This window comes from uncultured Aquabacterium sp. (assembly GCF_913773725.1).
GTDB lineage: Bacteria > Pseudomonadota > Gammaproteobacteria > Burkholderiales > Burkholderiaceae_C > Aquabacterium.
Genome location: NZ_CAJYGK010000105.1, coordinates 1 through 18,477, shown reverse-complemented (window position 1 = coordinate 18,477; position 18,477 = coordinate 1). Strand labels below are relative to the sequence as shown.

General features: G+C 66.2%; 19 protein-coding genes and 1 pseudogene. 9 read left to right on the top strand and 11 right to left on the bottom strand.

Annotated elements, in window-relative coordinates:
• The 4 genes from QZ709_RS12900 to QZ709_RS12885 all read right to left on the bottom strand — a co-directional run.
• Nucleotides 1-545: Calx-beta domain-containing protein (locus QZ709_RS12900; protein WP_294637697.1), on the bottom strand; the 545-nt coding region annotated here is incomplete at its 3' end.
• Nucleotides 452-946, bottom strand: coding sequence for a hypothetical protein (locus QZ709_RS12895; RefSeq protein WP_294637696.1), 495 nt, complete (start codon nt 944-946; stop codon nt 452-454). The genes QZ709_RS12895 and QZ709_RS12900, both read right to left, overlap by 94 nt.
• 287 nt (nt 947-1,233) lie before the next feature.
• Complete coding sequence (locus QZ709_RS12890; RefSeq protein ID WP_294637695.1) at nt 1,234-1,665, bottom strand: DUF1841 family protein; 432 nt, start codon at nt 1,663-1,665, stop codon at nt 1,234-1,236.
• A 6-nt stretch (nt 1,666-1,671) separates the two neighbouring features.
• A complete protein-coding gene (locus QZ709_RS12885) occupies nt 1,672-2,022 on the bottom strand; it encodes an FKBP-type peptidyl-prolyl cis-trans isomerase (protein ID WP_294637694.1) in 351 nt (116 codons plus the stop codon).
• 48 nt (nt 2,023-2,070) lie between these two features.
• Between QZ709_RS12885 and QZ709_RS12880 the strand changes: the two genes are divergently transcribed.
• Nucleotides 2,071-2,721 (top strand): response regulator, encoded by a 651-nt coding sequence (locus tag QZ709_RS12880; RefSeq protein WP_294637693.1) that lies wholly within the window; start codon nt 2,071-2,073, stop codon nt 2,719-2,721.
• A 55-nt stretch (nt 2,722-2,776) separates the two neighbouring features.
• Here QZ709_RS12880 and urtE read toward each other — a convergent pair whose 3' ends face one another.
• The 5 genes from urtE to urtA form a co-directional block, all read right to left on the bottom strand.
• The gene (urtE, locus tag QZ709_RS12875; RefSeq protein ID WP_294637692.1) at nt 2,777-3,481 is read right to left on the bottom strand and encodes an urea ABC transporter ATP-binding subunit UrtE; all 705 of its coding nucleotides are present in this window, start codon (nt 3,479-3,481) and stop codon (nt 2,777-2,779) included.
• A 15-nt stretch (nt 3,482-3,496) separates the two neighbouring features.
• Nucleotides 3,497-4,396 carry an urea ABC transporter ATP-binding protein UrtD gene (gene urtD / locus QZ709_RS12870; protein WP_294637691.1) on the bottom strand — a complete coding sequence of 300 codons (900 nt, stop codon included), beginning with the start codon at nt 4,394-4,396 and terminating at the stop codon, nt 3,497-3,499.
• Nucleotides 4,393-5,520 carry an urea ABC transporter permease subunit UrtC gene (urtC, locus tag QZ709_RS12865; RefSeq protein ID WP_294637690.1) on the bottom strand — a complete coding sequence of 376 codons (1,128 nt, stop codon included), beginning with the start codon at nt 5,518-5,520 and terminating at the stop codon, nt 4,393-4,395. Before urtC ends, urtD begins: the two co-directional genes overlap by 4 nt.
• Nucleotides 5,521-5,542: 22 nt before the next feature.
• Nucleotides 5,543-7,102, bottom strand: a complete 1,560-nt coding sequence (gene urtB / locus QZ709_RS12860) for an urea ABC transporter permease subunit UrtB (RefSeq protein WP_294637698.1) — start codon at nt 7,100-7,102, stop codon at nt 5,543-5,545.
• A 196-nt stretch (nt 7,103-7,298) separates the two neighbouring features.
• A complete protein-coding gene (urtA, locus tag QZ709_RS12855) occupies nt 7,299-8,576 on the bottom strand; it encodes an urea ABC transporter substrate-binding protein (RefSeq protein ID WP_294637689.1) in 1,278 nt (425 codons plus the stop codon).
• 193 nt (nt 8,577-8,769) lie between these two features.
• Here urtA and QZ709_RS12850 point away from each other — a divergent pair, with 193 nt between their 5' ends.
• Both QZ709_RS12850 and QZ709_RS12845 read left to right on the top strand, forming a co-directional pair.
• Complete coding sequence (locus tag QZ709_RS12850; protein ID WP_294637688.1) at nt 8,770-9,507, top strand: spermidine synthase; 738 nt, start codon at nt 8,770-8,772, stop codon at nt 9,505-9,507.
• A 14-nt stretch (nt 9,508-9,521) separates the two neighbouring features.
• On the top strand, nt 9,522-10,043 hold the full coding sequence (locus QZ709_RS12845) for an NUDIX domain-containing protein (RefSeq protein ID WP_294637687.1): 522 nt from the start codon (nt 9,522-9,524) through the stop codon (nt 10,041-10,043).
• 30 nt (nt 10,044-10,073) lie between these two features.
• On the opposite strand, the gene QZ709_RS12840 is transcribed toward QZ709_RS12845, so the two are convergent.
• Both QZ709_RS12840 and QZ709_RS12835 read right to left on the bottom strand, forming a co-directional pair.
• Nucleotides 10,074-11,033: a response regulator transcription factor gene (locus QZ709_RS12840; RefSeq protein WP_294637686.1), complete on the bottom strand. Its 960-nt coding sequence runs from the start codon at nt 11,031-11,033 to the stop codon at nt 10,074-10,076.
• A gap of 17 nt (nt 11,034-11,050) precedes the next feature.
• Nucleotides 11,051-14,645: pseudogene (locus QZ709_RS12835) on the bottom strand (ATP-binding protein).
• A 70-nt stretch (nt 14,646-14,715) separates the two neighbouring features.
• On the opposite strand from QZ709_RS12835, the gene ureA reads away from it, so the two are divergent.
• The 6 genes from ureA to QZ709_RS12805 all read left to right on the top strand — a co-directional run.
• Nucleotides 14,716-15,018 carry an urease subunit gamma gene (ureA, locus tag QZ709_RS12830; protein WP_294637685.1) on the top strand — a complete coding sequence of 101 codons (303 nt, stop codon included), beginning with the start codon at nt 14,716-14,718 and terminating at the stop codon, nt 15,016-15,018.
• Between the two features lie 132 nt (nt 15,019-15,150).
• Nucleotides 15,151-15,336: a hypothetical protein gene (locus QZ709_RS12825; protein WP_294637684.1), complete on the top strand. Its 186-nt coding sequence runs from the start codon at nt 15,151-15,153 to the stop codon at nt 15,334-15,336.
• On the top strand, nt 15,336-15,641 hold the full coding sequence (locus QZ709_RS12820; protein ID WP_109035748.1) for an urease subunit beta: 306 nt from the start codon (nt 15,336-15,338) through the stop codon (nt 15,639-15,641). Before QZ709_RS12825 ends, QZ709_RS12820 begins: the two co-directional genes overlap by 1 nt.
• A 63-nt stretch (nt 15,642-15,704) precedes the next feature.
• Nucleotides 15,705-17,432 carry an urease subunit alpha gene (gene ureC, locus QZ709_RS12815; protein WP_294637683.1) on the top strand — a complete coding sequence of 576 codons (1,728 nt, stop codon included), beginning with the start codon at nt 15,705-15,707 and terminating at the stop codon, nt 17,430-17,432.
• 15 nt (nt 17,433-17,447) lie between these two features.
• A complete protein-coding gene (ureE, locus tag QZ709_RS12810) occupies nt 17,448-18,161 on the top strand; it encodes an urease accessory protein UreE (RefSeq protein ID WP_294637682.1) in 714 nt (237 codons plus the stop codon).
• Nucleotides 18,162-18,477 (top strand): urease accessory UreF family protein (locus tag QZ709_RS12805; RefSeq protein WP_294637681.1); only part of this gene is annotated, 316 nt, incomplete at its 3' end.

Sequence of the window (18,477 nt, the reverse complement as noted above, 5' to 3'; positions counted from 1 at the left end):
AGCTTGACCACGAAGTCCAGGTCGCCGCCTTCGGCGGCCGTCGGGCTGCTGACTTCGATCACCTTCGGGGTGTCGTCGTCCGGCGTCACGCCCGGGGGCACGCTGCCCGTGCCGTCGTCCTTGATGGTGCCGGTGCCGGAGTTGCCCAGCGTCGCGTTGACGGCATCGCTCAGCACCAGGTTGAAGAACTCGCTGTTCTCGAAGGTGTCGTCGTCGAGGATGGGCACCTCGATGACCTTGCTGGTTTCGCCCGGTGCAAAGGTGACGACGCCGGAACGGGCTTCGTAGTCGGCACCGGCTGTGGCCGTGCCACCGGAGGTCGTCCAGCGGACGGTCACCGTGGTGCTCGAGGCGCGGTCAAGGCTCACGATGAACTGCGCAACCTGGGCGGCCTCGTTCACCGTGACCGAATTGACCGACACCACCGACGGTTCCGTGGGCACGATCTCGATCACGCTGGCTTCGAACAGCGGACGGTTGTCCACGGTGGCCACCGGCTGGGCTTGCGCGCCACGGTCCGTCCCGTACTCGAAGGAACACGACAAGTGTAGTTTCCTGTTACAGCGATGTCCGCTTGCGCGCCACGGTCCGTCCCGTACTCGAAGGACAGGCCATCGACGGACTCGGACACGCGGTCCACCCGCAGCCCCGGCAGAAGGCCACCCTGGGCTCCGCCGGTCAGGCCGGCGGCCGGCGCTTCGTCTTCCGTGGGGTTGTCGAGCGCGGCGATCGCACGGTCGATGTCGGCGGGCTTGGCCTGCGCCACAGGCGGCTTCACCTGAATGGCAGGCCCCTGCACAGGCGTGATCTGCACGATGCCGTCGGCCTCGGTGATGATGTGCTCACCTCCCTTGACCTTGTCACCGACCTTGACCGGCTTGAGTTTACCATCGGGCAGGCGCACAAAGGCGGTGCCCCAGACAGCAGTAACAACACCAGCGGACATGGCAAGAATCGGCATGTGGAAACCCAACTTATCGGTCTTTGACACGACAAGTGTAGTTTCCTGTTACAGCGATGTCCGCTTGCGCATCCCCCCGTGTTGAAGGATTAATTCGCACAAGATCAGCTTATGGCGTGAGTTTGATCACGCAATCGCTGCAACTCCGTGACTTTTGCACGACCAATATTTTCGGACACTGGACCCCCTGCGCTGCCGAATGAGGCTCCACTTCCCGAGCGGGGCAGCGCAGTTGTCGTCTGGTGGAAAAAAAGCGGTCGACTCGCGACCTTTCAACGGGTCGCGGCCATCCTGACGCGGTCGATGTAAGCCTGCCCGTCAACAGGCTGGCCCGACCGCTGGGCCGCCCACACCATCTCGCCCAGCGCTTCCATGGCTTCATGGTGCGCTGCGTGCAGCGAACCCCGGCGGGCCGCGAGCAGCTCGACCGCCTGCTTGATGCCTCTGGGCTGGTCGATGCTGACCTGCTCGATCAGCGACAGGTGCATGGAGAGATGAAGGAAGGGGTTGGTCCGCCCTTCCTCGACGCTGTACTGCGCTGCCACGGCCACGTCGACGTCAGCCAGGTCACCGTGGTACTCGGGGTGCTCCGCGATCCAGTCGGCCGCCTGGGCCTCGAGCGGGGTCAGAGGCTGACCGGCCCGGTGCTTCTGCCAGGCCTCGCAGAAAAATCGACGGACCTGTTCCTGACTCGGGGCGAACATGGGTGATCAGACGCCCAGCAGTTCGACTTCGAACATCAGCGTGGCATTGGGCGGGATCACGCCACCGGCGCCCCGGGCGCCGTAGCCCAGTTGAGGCGGGATGACGAGCACGCGCGTGCCGCCGACCTTCATGCCCTGCACACCTTCGTCCCAGCCGCGGATGACATGGCCCGCACCCAGCGGGAACACGAAGGGGTCGTTGCGATCCTTGCTGGAATCGAACTTCGAACCCTTGACGCCGTCCTGGTAGAGCCAGCCGGTGTAGTGCACGGTCACATAGGCGCCAGCCTTGGCTTCGTCTCCGCCGCCCACGACGGTGTCTTCATATTGCAGGCCGGATGCAGTGGTGATGGGCATGATGAAATGACTCGTTAAGATAGAGCGTTGGAGTCTACTCTGCTGCTCATGAACGCGCCGACCTCTTCGCCAGAACACCCTCACAACCCTGTCGCAGGTCGCCTCCAGTCCCTCACGCCCCGGCAAATGCAGGTCTGCGAGCTGGTTGTGGAGGGGCTGACCAACAAGGAGATCGCGGAACGGCTGGACATCACCGTGCACACGGTGAAGGTTCACCGCGCCGAAGTGATGCGCCAGATGGGCGTGGAGTCGGTGGCTGAACTCGTGCGCGCAGTGATGGCGCCTCAGCCCACGGAAGGAGGCTCCCCCCTCATTGATGTGGCCCGTCCGCTGCGCATCATCGTGGTGGAAGATCAGGACCTGCTGCGCCAGTTGATGACACGCAGCTTGAACCAGTTCGGACACCACGCCGTGGGCGTGCGCAATGGTTACGAGCTGGCCGATGAATGGGCGCGCGGTCCGGCCGACATCCTGGTCATCGACATCGAACTGGGCACGCAGGAAAACGGCCTGGACCTGACGGCCCGATTCCGCAAGGAAAACGGCTGCGGCGTCATCATCGTATCGGCACACGGCCGCACCGATGACCGCATCGCCGGTCTGGAGCGCGGGGCCGATGCGTTCTTCGTGAAGCCGGTGAGCTTCAAGGAACTGCACGCCGCCGTGACCAACCTGGGCAAGCGGCTGCGCAAGGGCTGAGCCTCCCGGCTCGCCACACGCGGAAACGCCCCCGCTGGCGCGGGGGCATGGATGTTCAGATCGACATCAGTTCGCGCACGCCGTCGGCTTCCATGTCGGCACCCCGACCGCGGCGGATGACTTCACCGCGTTCCATCACCAGGTACTGATCGGCCAGTTCGGCGGCGAAATCGTAGAACTGCTCGACCAGCACAATGGCCATGCGCTGGCCATTGAGACCCTCGTCGGCCAACTTGCGAATGGCCCGGCCGATGTCCTTGATGATGCTGGGCTGGATGCCCTCGGTGGGCTCATCGAGGATCAGCAGCTTGGGGCCCGCCGCCAGGGCACGTGCAATCGCCAACTGCTGTTGCTGCCCGCCGGACAGGTCGCCCCCCCGGCGATGCAGCATCTGCTTGAGCACCGGAAACAGCTCGAACAGCTGCTCGGGCAGCGGCGTGCTGCCGGGCTTGCTCGCCAGGCCCATCTGCAGGTTCTCGGCCACCGTGAGGCGCCCGAAGATTTCGCGCCCCTGGGGCACATAGCCCACGCCCAGGCGCACGCGCTCGTAGGGCTTGAGCCGGTCGATGGCCTGGCCGTCCAGCGTGATGCTGCCCGACTTGATCTGCACCAGGCCCATCAGGCTCTTGAGCAGCGTCGTCTTGCCGACGCCGTTGCGGCCCAGGATGACGGTGACCTCGCCTACCTTCGCTTCGAAATCCAGTCCGCGCAGGATGTGGGATCCACCGTAGTACTGATTGACGGCTTCGATTTTCAGCATGTCGATTTCTCCTGCTCAGCGTCCGAGGTAGACCTCGACGACCTTGTCGTTGGCCTGCACCTCGGCCAGCGTGCCTTCGGCCAGCACACTGCCCTCGTGCAGCACCGTGACCTTCTTCTTGCCTGCGGTGGCGCCTTGGGTGGTGAGTTCGTGGATGAACTTCATGTCGTGCTCGACCACCACCAGCGAGTGCGCGCCTTCCAATGACAGGAACAGCTCGGCCGTGCGCTCGGTCTCTTCATCCGTCATGCCGGCCACGGGCTCGTCCAACAGCAGCAGCTTGGGATCCTGCATCAGCAGCATGCCGATCTCCAGCCACTGCTTCTGCCCGTGTGACAACAGGCCGGCGGTGCGCTGGGCCTGGTTCTTCAGGTGGATGAGTTGCAGCATGGCGCCGATGCGATCCAGCTGCTCGCCGCTGAGCTTGAAGAACACCGAGGCACGTGCGCGGCGGTCGGCCTTGAGCGCCAGCTCCAGGTTCTCGAACACGCTCAGGTGCTCGAACACCGTGGGCTTCTGGAACTTGCGACCGATGCCGATCTGGGCAATCTCGCTTTCGCGTTTCTTCAGCAGGTCGATGGTCGAGCCGAAGAAGGCCGTGCCGCTGTCGGGCCGCGTCTTGCCGGTGATCACGTCCATCATCGTGGTCTTGCCCGCCCCGTTGGGGCCGATGATGCAGCGCATCTCCCCCACGGCGATGTCCAGGCTCAGCTTGTTGAGGGCCTTGAAGCCGTCGAAGCTCACCTCGATGTCGTCCAGGTACAGGATCGACCCGTGAGCCAGGTCCACCCGATCGGGGTCATCCACGACACGGCCGTAGCTGGCCTCGCGGCCGCCCGATTCTCCCGCGTTGGTGGGCGTCTTGTAGGCACGGGCCAGCGCCTGCGTGCCGGCTTCCATCAGATCCGGGGTCATGCCTTCACCTCAGCTTGCTTGTTGAACAGCTTCTTCACGCCGCCGACGATGCCGTCCGGCAGGAACAGGGTCACCACCACGAAGAGCAGGCCCAGGAAGTACAGCCAGAACTCGGGGAAGGCCACGGTGAACCAGCTCTTGGCGCCGTTGACGAAGAAGGCGCCGATGATCGGGCCGATCAGCGTGGCACGCCCGCCAACCGCGGTCCAGATGGCGATCTCGATGGAGGCCGCCGCGGACATCTCGCTGGGGTTGATGATGCCGACCTGCGGGACATACAGCGCCCCGGCGATCGCGCACATCACAGCCGAGATCGTCCAGATGGTGAGCTTGTAGGCCAGCGGGTTGTAACCGCAGAACATGACGCGGTTCTCGGCATCACGGATGGCCTGGAGCACGCGGCCGAACTTGGTGTTCACCAGCCAACGGGCCATCAGGTAGAAGCCGATCAGGGTCAGCCCGGTCAGCACGAACAGCACCATGCGGGTGGATGGCTGTGCCAGCGGGATGTCGAGGATGCGCTTGAAGTCGGTGAAGCCGTTGTTGCCGCCGAAACCGGTTTCATTGCGGAAGAACAGCAGCATGGCCGCGAACGTCATCGCCTGGGTGATGATCGAGAAGTACACGCCCTTGATGCGGCTGCGGAAGGCAAAGAAGCCGAAAACAAAGGCGAGCAAACCCGGCACCAGCACCACCAGCAGCATCTGGCCAATGAAGCTCTCGCTCAGCGTCCAGTGCCAGGGCACGGTCTTCCAGTCCAGAAAGACCATGAAGTCCGGGATGTCGGCGCCGTAGCTGCCGTCACGGCCGATCTGGCGCATCAGGTACATGCCCATGCCATAGCCCCCCAGGGCAAAGAACAGCCCGTGGCCCAGCGACAGGATGCCGGTGTAGCCCCAGATCAGGTCCATGGCCAGCGCGCAGATGGCGTAGCACATGATCTTGCCGATGAGGCCGACTGCGTAGTCGGACAGGTGGAAGGCCGAATCGGCCGGCACCATCAGGTTGAGCACCGGGGCCAGCACGACCACGGTGATCACGGCGGCCATCAGCGCGGTCCAGCCCTTGGGACCCAGCGCACTGCGGGGCACCGTGACGCCGGCCACAGGCATGGGGGAAGTCATCACTGCACTCATTGTTTTCTCCTCAGGCTTCGGCGCTACGGCCCTTCATGGCGAACAGACCTTGCGGGCGCTTCTGGATGAAGATCACCACGATGACCAGCACCATGATCTTGGCCAGCACGGCACCCGACCAGCCTTCCAGCAGCTTGTTGACCATGCCCAGCCCCAGCGCGGCGTACACCGTGCCGGCGATCTGGCCTACGCCGCCCGTGACCACGACCATGAACGAGTCGACGATGTAGTTCTGTCCCAGGTCCGGGCCCACGTTGCCGATCTGCGAGAGCGCGCAGCCTGCCAGGCCGGCAATGCCGGCGCCCAGCGAGAAGGCCATGGTGTCGACCTTGGCCGTGTTGACGCCCACGCACGAGGCCATCGGCCGGTTCTGCGTCACGCTGCGCACGAACAGACCCATGCGGGTGCGGGCAATCAGCAGCGTCATGCCCAGCAGCACCAGGCCGGCGAACGCGATGATGGCCAGGCGGTTGTAGGGGAGCGTGAGGTTGCTCAGCACATCGACGCCACCGGACAGCCAGCTCGGGTTCTCGACCTGTACGTTCTGGGCGCCGAACACCGAGCGCACGGCCTGCATCAGGATCAGGCTGATGCCCCACGAGGCCAGCAGCGTCTCGAGCGGGCGGCCGTACAGGAAGCGGAACACGCCGCGCTCGAGGATGGCGCCGACCACCGCCGCGGCAAAAAAGGATGCGGGCACAGCCAGGAGGATGTACCAGTCGAAGAACTGCGGCAGGTGCTGGCGGAACAGGTTCTGGATCACGAAGGTGGCGTAGGCGCCGATCATCATCAGCTCGCCGTGCGCCATGTTGATGACCCCCATCAGCCCGTAGGTGATGGCCAGGCCCAGCGCGGCCAGCAGCAGGATGGAGCCCAGGCTGATGCCGGTGAACAGCACACCGGCGTACTCGCCCCAGGCCAGCTTGCGGTTGATGTGGTCGAGCTCGGCCTGCATCACCCCCTTGACGGCACCGTCCGTTTCGGACGCGTCGGCCAGGCGCTCCATCAGCAGCGCGCGGGCTTCGGGGCTGGCCTGATCACCCAGCGCACGAACGGCCTCCAGGCGCAACGCCGCATCGGCCGCGTTGAGCAGGGCCTTGGCGCGCACCATGCGCAACCGGGCCTGCAGCTTCGGGTCCTGTTCGGCAGCCAGGGCCTTGTCGATGATCGCGAGCTTGGATTCGTCGGCGGCCGCACTGAGCGCATCGATGGCTTCAGCACGGGCGGACCGGTCGGCCGAGGTGAGCTTGCCGGCGGCCAGGGCCGCCTCGATCTCGCTGGACATGCGGTTGTTGTTCACCACGTCCTCGGCATCGGCCGGCAACTTGGCCGGTGCGCCGGTCGCGGCCTCGCGGGCCTCGTCGCCATCGACGATGTAGGCACGCTGCCCCGCGATCTTGACGGTGTCGGCAGCCAAGGCCTCGAGAAAGGCAGGCAAGCCCGGGTCGTTCTTCGCCAGGAGTTGCTGAAGCGCGGCGATGCGGTCGTCGTTGTCGCCGGCGGCCACGGCGTAGGCCTCTTCAGGCGTCAGGGCGTGGGCGCTCTGGCAGCCCAGCAGGGCGGCCATCATGGCGGCGCCCAGCCAGCGCGTGAGGCCGGTGCGACGGCGGGTCGGTGCGGCGTCTGGTGTCTTCACAGGCATTCCAGTCATGTCGTTCTGTCGGCGGAAAAAAAGCGCCCCCTGGGGTACCCCCCAAGGGGCGAACCGCTCTGCTTCTTGGTTCATCCCGTCGCTTGGCGGAGACGGGCATCCGCTTGATCCGGCCTTACTTGGCTTCCGGCTCGTCCTTCTTCTTGTCGTTGCCGGCGATGAACGGGCTCCAGGGCTGGGCCTTGATCGGGCCCGGGGTCTTCCAGACCACCTTGAACTGGCCGTCGGCCTTCACTTCGCCGATGAACACCGGCTTGTGCAGGTGGTGGTTCTTCTCGTCCATCTTGGCGACGAAGCCGCTCGGGGCCTTGAAGGTCTGACCGGCCATGGCGGCGATCACCTTGTCCACATCGGTGGTGCCGGCCTTCTTGACGGCCTGGGCCCACATGTTGATGCCGATGTAGGTGGCTTCCATCGGGTCGTTGGTCAAGGGTTTGTCCTTATGACCGGCGATGTTCTTGGCCTTGGCATAAGCCGACCACTTCTTGATGAACTCGTCGTTGGTCGGGTTCTTGACCGACATGAAGTAGTTCCAGGCGGCCAGGTGGCCCACCAGCGGCTTGGTGTCCACGCCGCGCAGCTCTTCTTCACCGACCGAGAAGGCCACCACCGGCACGTCCTTGGCCTTCAGGCCCTGGTTGCCCAGTTCCTTGTAGAAGGGCACGTTCGAGTCGCCGTTGATGGTCGAGACCACGGCCGTCTTCTTGCCTTCGGAAGCGAACTTCTTGATCTTGGCAATGATGGTCTGGTAGTCGGAGTGGCCGAAGGGGGTGTACTCCTCCATGATGTCGGCATCGGCCACGCCCTTGGACTTCAGGAAGGCGCGCAGGATCTTGTTGGTGGTGCGGGGATAGACGTAGTCGGTGCCCAGCAGCACGAAGCGCTTGGCCGAGCCGCCGTCCTTGCTCATCAGGTATTCCACAGCGGGAATGGCCTGCTGGTTGGGGGCCGCACCGGTGTAGAACACGTTCTTCTCGAGCTCTTCACCCTCGTACTGCACGGGGTAGAACAGCAGGCCGTTGTTTTCCTTGTAGACCGGCAGCACCGACTTGCGCGACACCGAGGTCCAGCAGCCGAAGGTCACGGCCACCTTGTCCTGGGTCAGCAGCTGCTTGGCCTTCTCGGCGAACAGCGGCCAGTTCGAAGCCGGGTCGACGACCACGGGCTCGAGTTTCTTGCCCAGCAGACCGCCCTTGGCGTTGATCTCGTCGATCGCCATCAGCACGGTGTCCTTCAGAACCGTTTCCGAGATGGCCATGGTGCCGGACAACGAGTGCAGCACGCCGACCTTGATGGTGTCGGCAGCCGAGGCCATGGTGCTGAAGGCCAGGCCGGCGACGCCCAGGGCGACAGCGGACAGGGACTGGACGGCACAGCGACGCGAGATGTTCATGTGAAGGCGCTCCTTTGAAGCGATGGGTTGAACGTGAACAAGAGGGAACCGGGTTCTGACCGGGGCGCCCTGCCGGGCCCTTTCGTGATCAGATGGGTTCAGTGTGCCGAGCGGGCCCTGAAGGCGGAATACGCCACATGGCGTATCGGTACGCCGCTCCTACAATGGCGGGCTGCTTGAACACCTGCCCTCCATGCCCGACCAACCCCGGCTGCACACCAACAGCCAGACCGTGACCCTCAGCTTCGAGGGCACCCTGATCCAGAGCTGCATGCGCGTGGCGGACCCGGACGACCTGGTGCTGGACTACACCCGCACGATGATGGGTGCCCTGCTCTTCAATCCGAAGCCGCGCCGCGTGCTGATGATCGGGCTGGGTGGCGGATCGATGCTCAAGTACCTGCACCGCCACGTGCCCGAGGCGGACCTGACGGTGGTCGAGATCAGCCAGAGCGTGATCGACCTGCGCGACGCCTTCCACATCCCGCCCGATGACGAGCGCCTGCGCACCGTGTGCGACGACGGCGCGAAGTTCATGGCCAAGCCGCCCTGTGCTTATGACCTCATCCTGGTGGACGGCTTCACCGGCGATGGCATTGCCGAGCCGCTGTGCTCGCGCAGCTTCTACAACCACTGCCGCAAGGCGCTGACGCCCGAAGGGCTGCTGGTGGCCAATGTGCAGGCCGACACCGACCAGACCCGCGAGATCGGAAAGCGGCTGTTCAAGGCCTTCTCGGGTTCGATGATCTCGGTGCTGTCCGACGAGGGGGGCAACGACATCGTGACGGCCGGGCCCCGCCACCTGTTCGAACAATGCCGGGCAGACTTCGAAGGGCACTGGCAAGCGCTGGGGCCGGTGCACCAGGCCACGCTGGCCGTGACATCGCAGCGCATTCAGCGCGCCTTGATCAAGGGCTTTCCGATCGGGTGACGCTATGCTGTGGCATGAGCTTCCGCTTCTGCCCCCAATGCACCTCGCCCCTGCTGGACGAGCCAGTGGATGGCGCCCAGCGCCTGCGTTGCCCCGATGTGGCCTGCGGCTTTGTCCACTGGGACAACCCCGTGCCTGTCGTGGCGGCCATCGTCGAACACGAAGGCGACATCATCCTGGCGCGCAACGCGGCGTGGCCTGTGCCGTTCTATGCGCTGATCACCGGCTTTCTGGAAAAGCACGATCCGAGTCCGGAAGAGGCGGTTCTGCGCGAGGTGAAGGAGGAGCTGGGCCTGGATGCCGTTCAGCCTGCCACCTTCGTGGGCCACTATGCCTTTCCGAAGAAGAACCAGCTGATCATGGCCTACCACGTGGTGGCCAAAGGCACCATCACGCTGAACGAAGAGCTGGTGGACTACAAGCGCATTCCGCCGCAGAAGCTGCGCTATTGGCCGGCTGCCACCGGCCTGGCGCTGCGCGACTGGCTGCTGAGCCAGGGACATGCGCCCGAGGCGCTGGAGCTGCCCAAGCTGTGAGCCCGGCCCCACCGGGCAGCCAGAGGGCGCTCAGCGCGCCTTGAGCTGCACCACCCGGCTCATCGCCAGCCCGGCCGCGGCGGTGCGCGTTTCCACGCCGAGCTTGGCGAAGATGTGCTCGAGCTGCTTTTTCACCGTGGCCGGGCTGCTGCCCAGGATGTCGCCGATGTCGCGGTTGGTCTTGCCTTTGACCACCCAGTACAGCACTTCGCCCTCTCGGGCGGTGAGCTTGAACTCCTGACTCAGCGCCTCCATGGCGGCCTGATCCGAGCTCTCCTGCATCACCAGCAGCCATTCATCCTCGCCTGTGGGCTGATGCAGGGCAAAGCTCAGGCGCCGGCTGCCTTGGTTCACAGCCCAGGCCGGCGGAACAGGCGGCGCCTCGCCGCGCTCGATGGCCTGCGCCATGCGAGGCGCGTGCAGCCGCAGCCAGTCGGCCAGTTCGGCCGGCGCGGCCGTTTCGGGCACATCGAAAAAGGCCTGCATCAGCTTGCGCGCCAGCGGCGTCTGCCACAGGATGCGGCCGTCGCTGATGCGCACCGTCATCGACGCGTGGCCGAAGGCATCCAGTGCATTGCGGGCCTGGCGAGCCTGCCGGGCGCTCTGCATGTGGGCCTCGATGCGGGCCAGCACTTCGCGCGGCCGGATCGGCTTGATCACGTAATCCACCCCGCCGGCCTGGAAGGCCGCCACGACGTGCTCGGTCTCGCTGAGGCCGGTCATGAACACGATCGGGATGTGGCTGGTCTCGGCCGTGGCCTTCAGCCGCCGCGCCACCTCGAAACCGTCCATGCCGGGCATGATGGCGTCGAGCAGGATGATGTCGGGCACCATCTGCGACGCCCGCTGCAACGCCGCCTCGCCATGCGTGGCCACCAGCACGGTGTAGCCCGCCTCGTCCAGCGCGTCATGCAGCAACGAGAGGTTGTCCGGCACGTCGTCCACGATGAGGACAACGTCGGTACGGCTGCGGTCGAGTGTCTCCAGCATGGGTCAGGTCCTGAGCGTCACGGCGCCGATTGTGCCTGCGCCAGCGCATCGTGCAGGACGGCGGCCATGGCATCCAGCTGGAACTGACGGGCCATCGTGCGCATGCGCTGCACAAAGGCCTCGCAGGCTGGCTCCTCGGCCGCGATGCGGTCGAGCGCCTGGTGCACGCCCCGCATGTAGCCGGTGTGAACCTGGTCCTCCAGGCGGCGCAAGGCGTCGATCGAAGGCACGGCTTCGGCGTCCTGGGCAACCTTGCCGGCCCCACCTGCTGCCGCCCCGGCGCCTGCGCCGGCGTGCGCGTCGGCCGTGCGCCCGGTGGCCGCTTCGATCCACTGCAGCTGCAGCCGCCGCCCCAGCCAGTCCAGCAACTCGCTCACACGCACCGGCTTGACGATGAAGTCGTCGGGCGTGATGCCCACGTCGTTCTCGAGCGCCTTGTCAAAGGCATTGGCCGACACGATGGCAGCCGGGGCCTCGCACAGGCGCTGTTCGCGGATGGCGCGCAGCGTGTCCCACCCATCCAGCCCCGGCATGGCCAGGTCCATGAAGATCGCGTGGGGCAAGGCCAGCGGCGGCGTGGCACGCAGCTGAGCCAGGCACGCCACACCAGAAGGCAGCGCCAGCACCTCGAAACCCAGCGGTTCCAGGATGCGCACCAGCAGGCCGCGGTCGGCCTCTTCGTTGTCGACCACCCAGATGCGCCGGCGATCACCCACATAGCCGGTGCGCTGACCGCGCCTCGGCGCCGCCTGCGCGAGCCCGGCCACCCGCACCTGCGGCAGGAACAGCCGGATGCGGAAGGTGGTGCCCGCCCCGGTGGCGCTCTGCACGCTCATCTCGCCACCCATCAGGTCGGTCAGCATCTTGCTGATCGTCAAGCCCAGACCCGTGCCACCGGCCGAACTGCCCGCGGCCGACGATCCGCGCGCAAACGGCTCGAACACCTTGTCGAGCTCGTCCTGGGCGATGCCCGGCCCGGTGTCAGTGATGTCGATCTGGGCAAGCTCGCGTGCATAGCGTACTTTGAACTCGACCTGCCCCGTGTGCGTGAACTTCACAGCGTTGCCCAGCACGTTGATCAGGATCTGGCGCACGCGCCGCTCGTCGGCCCGCACCACCTCGGGCAGGCCGGGCGCGATGTCGGCGACGAAGCGCAGTTGCTTGGCCCGGGCCTCGGGTTCGATCAGGCTCACGATCTGATGCAGCAGATCGGGCAGGCGAACCGGCTTCACATCGAGCGTGAGCTTGCCACTTTCGATGCGGGCGATGTCGAGCGTGCCTTCGATCAGCGACAGCAGGTGGTCGCCGCCGCGCTTGATGACCCCGACCGCGTGCTTGACATGCTCGGGCAGCTTTTCATCCTCGTCCAGCAGTTGGGCGTAACCCAGGATGCCATTGAGCGGCGTGCGCAGCTCGTGGCTGATGGTCGAGATGTAGCGGCTCTTGGCCAGGTTGGCCTGCTCGGCCGTCTGCTTGGCCTGCTGCAGTTTTTCGTCGGTGACGCGGTGCGATGCGATCTCGCGCACCAGCAGATGCGTCTGGCGGTTGGACTCCTCCTGCGCCACCTGGCGGCTCTTGTGCGTGAGCACGACCCACCACGCCACCACGCCGACCACCAGGACCAGCGCGGCAAACACCTTGGTGAAGCCCTGCCGCAGCACGGTCACGGTGTCGCCGCCCAATGCCAGCACGCCATCCAGTTCGCGCACCTGCTGCTGGTAGACCAGCCCGAAGAGCCCGGCCAGCAGCGCCGTCAGCACCAGCATCACCACGCCGAACTGGCCCAGCTCGGTATCGACCCCCTGCCACAGGCGGGCCGGCAACACCTTGCGGCCCAGTGCGCGCCACTGCTCGGCCCAGCGCGCATGGGGCTTGCACAGATCCTGGCAGCGCGCGTCGAGCGAGCAGCACAGCGAGCAGATGAAGCCCTGGTAGGCCGGACACTGGGCGATGTCGTCCTGTTCGTACTCGCGTTCGCACACGGTGCAGCGGTGCAGCGCCCGCAGCCGGATCACGCGTGCCAGCGGGGTGCCGGCATCCTCTGCGGGGGCATCGGCGCACAGCGGCGCACGCGCCAGGTAGTAACGGCCCCGCGTGGCATACGCGATCAGCGGCGAGGTGACGAAGGCGACCACCATGGCGATCACGGCAGAAAACGCCTGGGCGAGTTCGCCCAGCAGGCCCACGTGCGCCAGCACCGACACCAGCGAGGCCAGCACCATCGCCCCCACACCCACCGGATTGATGTCGTACAGATGGGCCCGCTTGAATTCGATGCCGGGGGGCGACCAGCCCATGGGCTTGTTGATGACCAGATCGGCCACCACCGCCATGATCCACGCAATGGCCAGGTTGCCGTACAGACCCAGCACCTTGCCCAGCGCCTGGAACAGGTTCAACTCCATCAGCAGCAAGGCAATGACGGTGTTGAACACCACCCACACCACCCGCCCCGGATGGCTGTGCGTGACCCGGGCGAAGAAGTTCGACCAGGCCAGCGAGCCCGCATAGGCATTCGTCACGTTGATCTTGATCTGCGAGACCACCACGAACAGCGCGACCGCCGCGATCGCCCAGGTCTGGTCTGGAAAGACCTTCTCCCACGCGACGAGGTACATCTGATTGGGATCCAGCGCCCGTTCGACAGGCACGGAAAAGCTCATGGCCAACCAGGCCAGCAAGGCGCCGCCCAGCATCTTGAGCACGCCGGGAATGACCCAGCCCGGCCCGCCGACGAACACCGAGGCCCACCACCGCGCGCGGTGTGCGGCCTGCTTCTCGGGCATGAAGCGCAGGTAGTCGGCCTGCTCGCCCATCTGCGTGATGAGGGCCACGCCCACCGTGAGCGCTGCGCCAAAGCCCAGCAGGTTGAACTGGCCTTGCTGACCATCCCCGCCCGCGTAGCCTGCCAGGTCATGCAGGATGCCAGGGTGGTCACGGAACACGTAGACGAAGGGCACAACCAGCATCAGCAGCCACAGCGGCAGGGTGAACAACTGCAGCCGGCTGATGGTCGTGACCCCGTGCGTGACCAGGGGGATGACGACCAGCGCACACACGAGATAGCCCCATGCGGGCGGGATGTCGAAGGCCATCTCCAGCGCATAGGCCATGACAGCCGCTTCGAGGGCGAAGAAGATGAAGGTGAAGCTCGCGTAGATCAGCGAGGTGATGGTCGAGCCGATGTAGCCGAACCCCGCGCCACGCGTGAGCAGGTCCATGTCCACGCCATGGCGGGCCGCGTACACTGATGGGCCAGCCGGCCAGCAGGATGATGAGACCGGTGGCCAGGATGGCCCAGAACGCGTTGACGAAGCCATGGTCCACCAGCAGCGTGGCCCCCACCGCCTCGAGCACCAGAAACGACGAGGCGCCGAACGCCGTGTTGGCCACGCGCCAGTCGCTCCAGCGCCGGGCCGACCGTGGCGTGAAGCGCAGCGCGTAGTCTTCCAGCGTCTCGGTGGCCACCCAGGTGTTGTAGTCGCGTCGCACCTTGACCACACGCTGCAAGGCATCGGTGCCTGCCGCATCGGGGTGGGTCGACTCGGCCTCGGGCGGGGCCGCCACAGCGGCACGCTGAAAGGCTGGACGTTTTTGGTCTGGGTCTTGCATAGTGGGAGGTCAAGCCGGCCTGACACCGCAATTTCAGTGCCGTCGCCCGCCTGGTCCGAGCCGAGACACCATGGAACTCACCCCCCGCGAAAAAGACAAGCTCCTCATCTTCACCGCCGCCCTGCTCGCCGAGCGTCGCAAGGCCCGTGGACTGAAGCTGAACTACCCCGAGGCCGTCGCCCTGATCACGGCCGCCATCATGGAAGGCGCACGCGACGGCAAGAGCGTGGCCGCATTGATGAGCGAGGGCAAGACCGTGCTGAGCCGCGCCGATGTGATGGAGGGTGTGGCCGACCTGATTCCTGAAATCCAGGTGGAGGCCACCTTCCCCGACGGCACCAAATTGGTGACCGTGCACCAACCAATTGCATGATCAACGTGAGCTGGGCGCCGCCCGCACCAAATCAGAGCGCGACAGCGCACTTTCTGCACCCGACGCACCGGCTCAACGCATCCTGAACCCCTCGGTGGTTTCGCACACCGCCCCCCACCCCAGACAAGCACCATGATGAAGCACACCCTGTCCTCCTCCTTGCTGGCGCTCGTTGCTGTCCTGACCAGCCTGCCGGGTCACGCCCATGAAGGTCACGGCTTGCCCGGTGTCGCCCACTGGCACAGCACGGACGTGCTCGGCTTCATCGCAGCTGCCGTGGCCGTGGGCGCGCTGGTGTGGTTCAAGGGCCGCAAGTGATGACGCCCGGCGAACTGCTCACCGACGGCCCGGACATCGAGCTCAATCCAGGCCGCCGCACCCTCACGCTCGTGGTCGAGAACGCAGGCGACCGGCCCATCCAGGTCGGCTCGCACTATCACTTCGCCGAGACCAACGGGGCCCTGCGCTTCGACCGTGAGGCCGCCCGCGGCATGCGCCTGAACATCGCGTCCGGCACCGCCGTGCGCTTCGAGCCCGGCCAGCAACGCACCGTCGAACTGGTGGACTACGCCGGCGACCGCGTGGTCTTCGGCTTCCGCGGGCTCGTACAGGGCGCGCTCTGACGCCCTGCACGCACTCCGCCCTCCTCCACATCGCCCCACCCTGCCCCGACCGGATTCCTGACGATGGCAAGCATTCCCCGACGCGCGTATGCCGAGATGTTCGGCCCCACCACCGGCGACCGCGTGCGCCTGGCCGACACCAACCTCATCATCGAGGTCGAACGTGACCTGACCTTGCAGGCCGGCGGCTACGGCGAAGAGGTGAAGTTCGGCGGCGGCAAGACCATCCGGGACGGCATGGGCCAGAGCCAGCGCATGAACGGCCCGGGGGCTGGCGACGCGTGCGATTGCGTGCTGACCAACGCGCTCATCCTCGACCACTGGGGCATCGTCAAGGCCGACATCGGGATCAAGGCCGGCCGCATCGTCAAGATCGGCAAGGCCGGCAACCCAGACGTGCAACCCGGCGTGGACATCGTCATCGGCCCGGGCACCGAGATCGTGGCCGCCGAAGGCATGATCGTCACGGCCGGTGGCATCGACACGCACATCCACTTCATCTGCCCGCAGCAGATCGAAGAGGCGCTGATGAGCGGCGTGACCACCATGATCGGCGGCGGCACCGGCCCGGCCACGGGCACCTTTGCCACCACCTGCACGCCGGGGCCCGACAACATCGCCCTGATGCTCAAGGCGGCCGAAGCCTTCCCGATGAACATCGGCTTTCTGGGCAAGGGCAATGCCTCGCAGCCCGAGGCGCTTCGCCAGCAGGTCAACGCCGGCGTGATCGGCATGAAGCTGCACGAAGACTGGGGCACCACGCCCGCAGCCATCGACACCTGCCTGAGCGTGGCCGAGGAAACGGATGTGCAGGTCGCCATCCACACCGACACGCTGAACGAATCGGGCTTTGTGGAAGACACCGTGGCCGCGTTCAAGGGCCGCACCATCCACAGCTTCCACACCGAAGGCGCGGGCGGTGGCCACGCACCCGACATCATGAAGGTGGTGGGCGAGCCGAACGTGCTGCCCTCGTCGACCAACCCGACGCGCCCCTTCACGGTCAACACCATCGACGAGCACCTCGACATGCTCATGGTGTGTCACCACCTCGATGCTTCGATCGCAGAAGACCTGGCCTTCGCCGAGAGCCGCATCCGCCGTGAAACGATTGCCGCCGAGGACATCCTGCACGACCTGGGCGCCATCAGCATGTTCAGCTCCGACTCGCAGGCCATGGGCCGCGTCGGCGAGGTCATTCTGCGCACCTGGCAGACAGCCCACAAGATGAAGGCCCAGCGTGGCGCCCTGCCCGGAGACACCGCCCGGCACGACAACGCGCGCGTCAAGCGCTATGTGGCCAAGTACACCATCAACCCGGCGCTCGCCCACGGCGTGTCGCACGAAGTGGGCAGCGTCGAAGAGGGCAAGTGGGCCGACCTGGTGATCTGGAAGCCCGCCTTCTTCGGCATCAAGCCCAGCATCATCATGAAGGGCGGCTTCATTGCGGCCGCGGCCATGGGCGACCCGAACGCCTCGATTCCCACGCCGCAGCCGGTGCACTACCGCGCCATGTTCGGCAGCTTCGGCGGCGCCCTGCAGCGCACCTCGCTGACCTTCATGAGCCAGGCCGCCATCGCGGCCGGCCTGCCAGAGCAGTACGGCCTGAAGAAGACCATCGTGGGCGTGAAGGGCTGCCGCACCGTGAAGAAGGCCGACATGGTGCACAACCACTATCTGCCGAAGATGGAGATCGATGCGCAGACCTACCAGGTGCGCGCCGACGGCCAGTTGCTGGTGTGCGAGCCAGCCACCGAGTTGCCCATGGCGCAGCGTTACTTCCTGTTCTGACGCACACTGCCGGGCATGCTGACCGTCAACAAACTCCTCCCCCAAGGCCAGGGCCTGGCCTCCGTGCTGCTCAAGCGGGCTGCCACCGTCGAACTCGACTGGGACGTGCGCCAGAAGAGCCGCTTCGACGCCACCGACAGCCAGGGCCGCACCCTGGGCGTGTTCCTGCCCCGCGGCACCGTGGTGCGCGGCGGTGATGTGCTGGTGGCCGAAGATGGCTCGATGATCCGCGTGCAGGCGGCCCCGCAGCCGGTGCTGGTGATCACGCCCTGCGCCGAGCACGGCTCGCCGTTCGACCTGGTGCGTGCCGCCTACCACCTGGGCAACCGCCATGTGCAGATCGAGCTGCAGCCCGACCACCTGAAGATCGAGCCCGACCACGTGCTGGCCGACATGCTGCGCGCCATGCACCTGACGGTGCGCGAGGCCACCGAAGGGTTCGAGCCCGAGGGCGGCGCCTACGCCAGCGGCGGGCATGGGCATCACGGCCACAGCCATGACCACGGCGGGCACGACCACGACCATGGACACGCCCACGGCACGGCCAACCCGCCCCACGGCGCCCCCGGGCACGTGCACGGCCCGGGTTGCAGCCATGGTCATCACGATCACGCCGCCCCCGCCGCCAGCGCCAGCCGCGGCAAGCCCATCGGCATCGCCGTGAAGGCCGCACCGGCCCCGCACGTGCACGGCCCGGGCTGCGGTCACGGCCACGATCACGACCACTGAATGCCGCGCGTCCTGTCTCGCCCGGCGCCGCTCTCGCCTGGCGCCCGGTTGCATCTGATGTGGTTGGCCTCACCCGCCTTGCCGGTGGGCGGCTTCAGCTACTCCGAAGGCCTGGAGGCCGCGGTCGATTCGGGCCGCGTCACCGGTGAAGCCGACGCCGCCGCCTGGCTGCGCGACCAGCTCCACCTGGCCGTGGCCCGCAGCGACCTGGCCGTGGTGGCACGTGCCGTGCCGGCCTGGCAGCGACACGACCTTGCCCGCGTGCGCGAACTGAACGACTGGGTGCTGCAGACCCGCGAGACCAGCGAGTTGCGGC